Here is an 8362-nt window from a genome sequence, read left to right as displayed (position 1 = left end):
ATATACGAAATTTTCGTATTATGAGTAACCTTTTTTATAATGCACTACGGGTTAAATAAATAAATAAGATATCACTTAACCAGTGCAAATTAGAGTATTTGTACTGGTTTTTGACTTTGATATGATAGATATGACTTCCGGCATAATGATATATAGCTCAAATAACCCTTGTATTTATTTCCCGATACAAAACTTAGAAAAAATATTTCCCAACACTTCGTCATTGGTAAACTCTCCCGATATTTCACCAAGGTATTCAAGTGCGTTGCGAAGCTCGTAAGCTAATAGTTCTGTAGTGATCTGGGAGTTGACAGCCTCCTCTACCCTGTTGACGGAATCCAGTGATTTCTGAAGTGCTTCATAATGACGCTGGTTAGTAATGACTACATTGCCTTCTTCGGACTGAAGTTCTTCTACAAAAGATGACAGTTCATTCTTTAGTTCCTGAATGTTGCGGTTCTCTATCGCAGAGATCTTGATAAAATCAAATGGGTAATCCAACGCATCACGGAAGATACTTTCTACAATATCCAGCTTTGTTGGCACCACTTCATCAATCTTGGTTAAGCAAATAATCAATGCTACATCATTATGCAAAAGGGATTTAATCATTGCTATATCATCTGTGAAGTCTTCAGTCCCAGCATCTGCGAGGTAAACTAAAACTTCTGCCTGAGCCACTTTTTCCCTGGCTTTTCTCACGCCAATAGCTTCTATTTCATCGGCTGTTTCACGTAGTCCTGCTGTATCGATAAGGCGAAAGGGATGACCTTTGATATGCAACACTTCCTCAATAGTATCCCTCGTGGTCCCAGCAATATTGCTGACAATGGCGCGCTCTTCTTTCAGCAATGTATTAAGCAGTGTAGATTTTCCGGCGTTCGGTTTGCCAATAATAGCTACTGCTGTTCCATTTTTGATGGCATTGCCATATTTAAAACTTTCAAGTAAGCTTCCTAGCTTGGCTTTAAGCTGATCAATCAGGCTTTTAAGCGCCTTCCGGTCGGCAAATTCCACATCTTCTTCCGCAAAGTCCAATTCTAGTTCTATTAATGACGTAAAATTGAGCAGGTCATGTCTCAAAATACTTATCTCGTGCGAAATTCCACCTTTTAACTGATTGAGTGCCACTTTTCGGGATGCCTCATTTTCCGACGCAATCAGATCGGCGATAGATTCGGCTTGGCTCAAATCAATCCGGCCATTCATAAATGCGCGCATGGTGAACTCTCCGGCTTTCGCCATTCTGGCACCATTTTTTATCAAAACTTCCAGAATCGATTTTCCTATATATGGCGAGCCGTGAAAAGAAATTTCTACAGAATCTTCGGTTGTAAATGTCTTGGGTGCACGGAAAACACTCACCATCACTTCATCGATCACTTCGGCGTTTGGTAAACCTTTGTTGTCTGAAATATAACCGTAATGCACCGTGTGGGACTTTGCCTTTGTCAAATCCTTCCCCTGAAAAACCCTGTTTACAATCTCCAAAGCATCATCCCCGGAAACCCTGATAATGCCGATAGCGCCCACACCGTTAGCCGTGGCCAGTGCGCAAATAGTATCTTGATTCATATTACAAAATTAAGCTTTTACGAAACAACATTATCAAAGATTCTTAAAATGAAAATATGAGAAACCGATATTAACAAAAAAAGCTTCCCGAATTGATCAGGAAGCCTTTTTAGAATTAAGCAACAATTTTATTTTTTCGAAGCTTGCATTGGATTCACTTTTCCATTGGAAGCACCTCTGGATGCCTCTTTTTGCTTTTGTTTGAATACATTAAACTGACTTGGTGCATCGGATGAACCGGCAGCAGACCAGTAGTTATTTGTGGTATCAATATCAGCCGTTTCCCTCAGCGGATCCATTTGTACAGACTTCAGTTTCTTTTCAAAATAATAGGTTTTGGAAACTTTTTGCTCATTGCTTCGCCAGATCTGAACATTAATTCTGTCATTCAATTTGCTGCCATCTTCAAAAGTAAATTCAAGAATAATTGGCATTACAAGACCACCTTTGTTGGTAAAATCAAACTGGTAAGCCGTGATATTCTTCTTGGCTGCTATAGCTGCATTATCTTCTGCGCCAAGCTTTGCCGGACTGTTGGGCACTACAGAATATTCTTTCTTAGCATCCACTTTTTCTTCACCTCTGTCATATCTGTAATAAAAATCCTGAACGCTCTTATCCTTATCGGCATAAAATGTAATGGTTTTGTCCTGACGGTTCCTGATTTTGGAAATATCATCAAATTCATTCAGTAATGGCTGATCTACATTATATTTTACAACTTTGGCATCGTTGGGGATTGCATCAAATTTGGGAGTAGAAATGCTAACTTTATCTATGGCGATATCCACAGGATCTGTGCTGTAAAACCAGCCTCTCCAGAACCAATCCAGATCTTCGCCACTGGCATCCTCCATCGTCCTGAAAAAATCAGCGGGTTCCGGATGGCGGAATGCCCAACGCTGCGCATAGGTCTTGAATGCTTTATCGAAAAGCTCCCTTCCCATAATGGTTTCCCGAAGGATATTAAGCCCTGTCGCTGGTTTGGAATAAGCATTAGGACCAAAACGGGCAATGTTTTCGGAGTTGGTCATAATCGGTTCCAGCTCATCTTTAGGCAACTTCATATAATCAACAATGGTCCACGCCGGTCCGCGCTTGGAAGGGAATTTGTTATCCCATTTTTCCTCGGTAAGGTATTCTACAAAAGTGTTAAGCCCTTCATCCATCCAGCTCCACTGCCTCTCGTCAGAATTGACAATCATGGGGAAAAAGTTATGCCCTACTTCATGAATAATAACACCAAGCATCCCATTCTTAATCGCTTCGGAATAGGTGCCGTCTTTTTCCGTACGGCCGTAATTGAAACAGATCATTGGATACTCCATTCCATTGGCCGCTTCTACAGACTGCGCCACAGGATAAGGATAAGGGATTGTAAATTCTGAATAGGTTTTGATGGTGTGTGCCACAGCTTTGGTAGAGAATTTACGGTACAATCCATACGCCTCTTTACCATAGAAACTCATGGCCATCACCTTATTATTATTTTCCGGAATGGTTACCCGCATGCCATCCCAAACAAATTTCCGGGAAGATGTCCATGCAAAATCACGCACGTCATTGGCTTCAAAAATCCAGGTTTTTCTCTGTTTTGATTTTGATTTTTCAGCTTTTTTGGCTTCATCAAGGGTTACAATTTCCACCGGCTCATCAGATGATTCGGCTTTTTTGTAACGGTCAAGCTGCGCTGAAGATAAAACATCAGAATAATTTTTACATTCCCCCGTTCCACCTACGATGTGGTCTGCCGGAACATTCATTTTAACTTTATAATTCCCGAAAACCAAAGCAAATTCGCCACGTCCTGTGAACTGATGGTTTTGCCAACCATGGAAATCGCTGTACACACACATCCTTGGAAACCATTGCGTCATGGTATAAAGATCGTTCCCATCTTCTGCAAAATTCTCGTAACCGCCGCGGCCCCCGCGCTCAATCCTGTTAGGAATGTTATAGTTCCATTCAACTTTAAAGGTGTACTTCTCACCTTTTTTAAGCGTTTTAGGAAGATCGATGCGCATCATGGTTTTGTTGACCACAAAAGGCAGCAATTTGCCTGAACCGTCTGTCACTTTTTCCAGGTTCACGCCGTATCCATTGTCTTTTACAGGGATTTCGGATGGGCGCAGTTTTTCTATATCAGATGATTTTGCTAAAAAAGAAGAAGACGGGAAATCTGCATTTTTCACCGAAGACTGTTGGTTCTCATCCAGCTGTAGCCAAAGGTAATCCAGATCGTCCGGAGAATTATTATAATAAGTAATTGTTTCGGAACCTTTCAGGTTTCTTTTATCCTCGTCCAGATAAGCTGTTATATCATAGTCGGCGCGTTGTTGCCAATATTGGTGGCCGGGTGCCCCAGAAGCCGTTCTGTAAACGTTGGGCGTGGGAAGTATGGTACCGAGCTGCTCAAATTTGTTCCCATGGTTGCTGCCCGGGTTGTTCTGGATATTCTGCGCAGAAACCATCGCAGAACAGAACAAAATTGCTGAAATTTTTAACTTCATTATTCAAAAAATATTAGTAGGTAAAGCTTTTAAGTACAACAAATGTAAGAAATTGCAACCGACTTTACATAATCTTCAAGATTAAAAAGGGATTCTTTCTAATGCCATTTTCAGTGATAGGGCGAATACGGCAGAAGAAACAAATAGGATACAGTCTTTTCGGTTGATTCGGAATACATTAAGCAGAATGAATAAAATGATTAATATCCCAATAACCATCGCAATTTGCCCCAATTCCAGCCCGATATTGAAGCCTAAAAGCGGCACAAAAATACTTTGTTCTTTGGCAATCATCATCCGTGCTGTATTGGCAAAGCCCATCCCATGGATCAATCCAAAAATAAGTGCCAGGTAATAATTAAGCGTCATCAGGTTTTTCTGATGGTTTTTCATCAGGATATTATCCAGCGATGTCAGCACAATGGTAACCGGAATCAGGAATTCGACCCAATTTCCCGGGACGCGCAGCACATCCAGAACGCTAAGCGCCAATGTTAACGAATGCCCGATTGTAAATGCCGTAACCAAAATCAGTATTTTTTTGAAATCGTTGTAGGAATAAACGGCAATCAGTGCCAGGATAAACAGCTGATGATCCAGCGCATCCAACGAAATAATATGTTCCCAACCCAGCTTAAGATAAAAAATAAAGTCCTGCATTTTGTCCATTTTAAAAGCGGTTACGAAAATAATGATTAATTTCGGTTAAATTTTTTGATCTAATGAAAAAACTTGGTGTTGTAGCGGCTTTTGCTATACTGCTGGCGATGGTTTACTCTTTTGCATTGCATCCTTATCATGTAGGCTCGGTGGAATTCAGTTATAATCAGAAATCGAAAACATTTGAAATTACCGGAAGGTTTTTTATAGACGACCTGGAAAATGCCATCAACAAAAAATATGGCAAAAGTGCGCATTTCCTCAATCCAAAATCAGAAAAAGAAATGCAGCAACTGGTAAAAAATTACGCTGACGAATATCTTAAGCTGAAAGTCAATAACCAAATCCTGAAGGTTAATTACGTAGGTTACCAGGAAGACCGCGAAAGTGTCAATATCTATTTGGAAAGTGATCCGGTAGCCAACCCCAAAAAAATCGAAACTGCTGTCAGCTTTCTTTATAACCTTTTTGATGACCAGATGAATATCATCCATATCGTTATTAATGCCCAGCGTAAAAGCGAAAAACTAAATTATCCCGACCGCTATCTTTATCAACAATTTTAATGGTTCTAATCAATTAAGCAAGACAAGCCTATGTCAAAAATTAAACTTCTTATTTTTATGCTGGCGTTTACAGGCGCCCAGTCTCAGGAAATCAATGACTGGATCACCAATCCGGTAGATTTCGTCAACCCTCTGATGGGGAGCCAATCTTCCTACGAACTGTCCAACGGTAACACCTATCCTATTACAGGATTGCCTTGGGGGATGAATTACTGGACCCCACAAACCGGAAAAAACGGCAATGGCTGGCAATATACCTATGATGCCAAGAAAATACAAGGTTTCAAACAGACGCACCAGCCCTCGCCTTGGATGAATGATTATGGGCAGTTTTCTGTATTGCCAATGGTTGGAAACCCGCAGACAGATCAGGAAAAACGTGCCAGCTGGTTCTCTCACAAGACCGAAGAAGCAACACCATATTATTACAAAGTTTACCTCGCCGATTATGATCTGTGGACAGAAATTGCACCAACGGAACGTGCGGCGGTTATGAAATTTACCTTCCCGGAAACCAATCAGGGGCAGGTTTTGGTAGATGCATTTGATAGAGGTTCCTATGTCAAAATCATCCCTTCCGAAAGGAAAATTATTGGCTACTCTACAAGATACGCCCGCGGCAAGATGACTAATTTCAAAAACTATTTTGTTATTACTTTTGATCGGGATTTTGCCTCTCAGAATACCTGGGCAGGTACAGAACCTCCCAAATCTGAACTTGAAATCAAGGCAGATCATGTGGGCAGCATTGTCCGTTTTGCACCACTTAAAAAAGGTGATGTTGTTACCATGAAAGTGGCATCATCTTTCATCAGCCCGGAGCAGGCAGAAATAAACCTGGATGAAGTCCGTAATAAAACATTTGACCAGGTCAAAGCAGAGGCTAAGGATTTATGGAACAAAACACTCGGCAAAATTGAGATCAAAGGCGCCACCACAGACCAAGCCAGGACTTTCTACAGTTGTCTTTACCGCAGCGTCCTCTTTCCGCAAAAGCTCTACGAAAAAGATAAAAGCGGCAACATTGTTCATTACAGCCCATACAATGGTAAAATTGAACCAGGTTATTTGTACGGTGGCACCGGGTTTTGGGATACCTTTCGGGCGCTTTATCCTCTGCTCAACTTGGTTTACCCTTCCATCAATGTAGAAATGCAAAAAGGACTGATTTCCGCATATCAAGAAGGTGGGTTTTTACCCGAATGGAGCAGCCCGGGTTATGCAGATATTATGGTTGGCAACAATTCGGCCTCTGTTGTTTCCGAAGCTTATCTGAAAGGTTTGCGTGGATATGATGCCGAAGTGCTTTGGCAGGCGGTAAAACATGGTGCTAATCACGAAGGTCCAATGAGTGCTGTTGGCAGGAAAGGTGTGGACGATTATAATAAGCTTGGTTACGTTCCCACAGACACCGGCATTAATGAAAGTGCTGCCAGAACACTGGAATATGCTTATGATGATTATGCCATCTACCAAATGGGGAAATCCCTAGGCAAACCGGAATCTGAACTGCAACCTTACAAAGAAAGGGCAATGAATTACAAAAAACTCTTTGATCCCAAATATAACCTGATGCGTGGCAAGAAAAAGGATGGCAATTTTCAGGATAATTTTGATCCGTTTGAATGGGGAAATGCTTTTACAGAAGGCAACAGCTGGCATTACACATGGAGTGTTTTCCAGGATATCCACGGTTTGCGAGAACTGATGGGCGGAAAAAAGAACTTCACCAAAATGTTGGATTCCGTATTTGTTATGCCGCCAACTTTTAACATTAATTATTACAAAGAAGTCATCCATGAGATGCGCGAGATGCAAATTGTAGGCATGGGCCAATATGCACATGGCAACCAGCCCATCCAACACATGCTGTATCTCTACAACTATGCGGGACAACCCTGGAAGAGCCAATATTGGGTAAGGCAGGTGATGGACAGGCTTTATAAAGCATCGCCGGACGGCTACTGTGGAGATGAGGATAATGGGCAAACTTCGGCATGGTATGTATTCTCGGCCTTGGGGTTCTATCCCGTGACGCCTGCCAGCACACAATATGTTTTAGGTTCGCCGCTTTTTAAATCTGCCAGGATTAATCTTGAAAATGGGAAAACGGTAGAGCTGGACGCGCCGGAGAACTCATCCCAAAATATATATATTGATCAGCTAAAGGTGAATGGTAAAAAACATACGGCCAACTGGCTTGATCATTTTGAGTTGATGAAAGGATCTAAAATAAAATATAAAATGAGCGCAGAACCTAACAAAGAGAGGGGAATCCAAGATAAAGATGAACCATTTTCTATCAGTAAAACAGGAGAGTAATAAAAATTATTTATTTCTAAAGTGAGTATGCATCAAATTTTTTATTAATTTTATTAGATTAAATTTTTTTGAATGAAAACTCTTTTACTCATTCGGCATTCAAAAAGCGACTGGCCAGAAGGTGTAGACGACTTTGACCGCCCGCTGACGGAGCTGGGAAGCACCAATGCACCAAAAATGGCTGAGTTCCTGCGGCAACACCATATACCAATTGATGCATTTGTCAGCAGTACTGCCCTGCGCGCCAGGGAAACATGCAGACTTTTTTCGCAGGTTTATGGTAAAGATTACACCACCAATGAAAAACTTTACCGCCCATCCGAGGCTAATTTTTTATCGGTGATATTTGATACAGATGATAAAGTCAATCATCTTGCCTTGTTTTCGCATAATAACGGTATTTCCAATTTTGCCAACTCTTTGTCTGATGAGATTGTCAACCTGCCTACCTCTGGCGTTGCCGCCTACGAAATCGACTGCGACCACTGGAGTGATTTTGAAAATGCCCCCAAAAAGTTTTTATTCTTCTACTCTCCAAAGAATTTCTCTCATTAATATATAACTCCTGTAAAAAGGAGTTTTTTTATGTATAATATATTGGCTTGCAATAATATTATCAGAATCAAATATTAATCTTTCATCTTAATAGATTTTATAAATCAATATTTGTTTTTCAATTAACAAAATCTTACTACTTTTGTACAAGAAATTTAAACACATTAAAACTTA

At 40.8% G+C, this 8362-nt stretch carries 6 protein-coding genes; 3 read left to right on the top strand and 3 right to left on the bottom strand.

What is annotated here, in order from left to right:
* Positions 1-174: 174 nt before the first annotated feature.
* The 3 genes from mnmE to AC00Y6_RS06655 all read right to left on the bottom strand — a co-directional run bounded on the left by mnmE (position 175) and on the right by AC00Y6_RS06655 (position 4745).
* Positions 175-1575: a tRNA uridine-5-carboxymethylaminomethyl(34) synthesis GTPase MnmE gene (mnmE, locus tag AC00Y6_RS06665; RefSeq protein WP_474489831.1), complete on the bottom strand. Its 1401-nt coding sequence runs from the start codon at positions 1573-1575 to the stop codon at positions 175-177.
* A 128-nt stretch (positions 1576-1703) separates the two neighbouring features.
* A complete protein-coding gene (locus AC00Y6_RS06660) occupies positions 1704-4085 on the bottom strand; it encodes a M1 family metallopeptidase (RefSeq protein WP_474489830.1) in 2382 nt (793 codons plus the stop codon).
* 81 nt (positions 4086-4166) lie between these two features.
* Positions 4167-4745, bottom strand: a complete 579-nt coding sequence (locus AC00Y6_RS06655) for a HupE/UreJ family protein (protein ID WP_474489829.1) — start codon at positions 4743-4745, stop codon at positions 4167-4169.
* A 62-nt stretch (positions 4746-4807) separates the two neighbouring features.
* On the opposite strand from AC00Y6_RS06655, the gene AC00Y6_RS06650 reads away from it, so the two are divergent.
* The 3 genes from AC00Y6_RS06650 (at position 4808) to AC00Y6_RS06640 (ending at position 8188) form a co-directional block, all read left to right on the top strand.
* Positions 4808-5311: a DUF6702 family protein gene (locus AC00Y6_RS06650; RefSeq protein ID WP_474489828.1), complete on the top strand. Its 504-nt coding sequence runs from the start codon at positions 4808-4810 to the stop codon at positions 5309-5311.
* 30 nt (positions 5312-5341) lie between these two features.
* Positions 5342-7633, top strand: a complete 2292-nt coding sequence (locus AC00Y6_RS06645; protein ID WP_474489827.1) for a GH92 family glycosyl hydrolase — start codon at positions 5342-5344, stop codon at positions 7631-7633.
* 72 nt (positions 7634-7705) lie between these two features.
* Positions 7706-8188 carry a SixA phosphatase family protein gene (locus AC00Y6_RS06640; RefSeq protein WP_474489826.1) on the top strand — a complete coding sequence of 161 codons (483 nt, stop codon included), beginning with the start codon at positions 7706-7708 and terminating at the stop codon, positions 8186-8188.
* Positions 8189-8362: the final 174 nt, after the last annotated feature.

Source organism: Epilithonimonas sp. (assembly GCF_056329745.1).
This window is presented reverse-complemented; position numbering and strand designations above follow the sequence as displayed.

What these genes read in the sequence shown, in the direction of transcription:
- mnmE (WP_474489831.1), bottom strand. Translation starts at nt 1,575, where the DNA reads ATGAATCAAGATACTATTTGCGCACTGGCCACGGCTAACGGTGTGGGC.
- AC00Y6_RS06660 (WP_474489830.1), bottom strand. Translation starts at nt 4,085, where the DNA reads ATGAAGTTAAAAATTTCAGCAATTTTGTTCTGTTCTGCGATGGTTTCT.
- AC00Y6_RS06655 (WP_474489829.1), bottom strand. Translation starts at nt 4,745, where the DNA reads ATGCAGGACTTTATTTTTTATCTTAAGCTGGGTTGGGAACATATTATT.
- AC00Y6_RS06650 (WP_474489828.1), top strand. Translation starts at nt 4,808, where the DNA reads ATGAAAAAACTTGGTGTTGTAGCGGCTTTTGCTATACTGCTGGCGATG.
- AC00Y6_RS06645 (WP_474489827.1), top strand. Translation starts at nt 5,342, where the DNA reads ATGTCAAAAATTAAACTTCTTATTTTTATGCTGGCGTTTACAGGCGCC.
- AC00Y6_RS06640 (WP_474489826.1), top strand. Translation starts at nt 7,706, where the DNA reads ATGAAAACTCTTTTACTCATTCGGCATTCAAAAAGCGACTGGCCAGAA.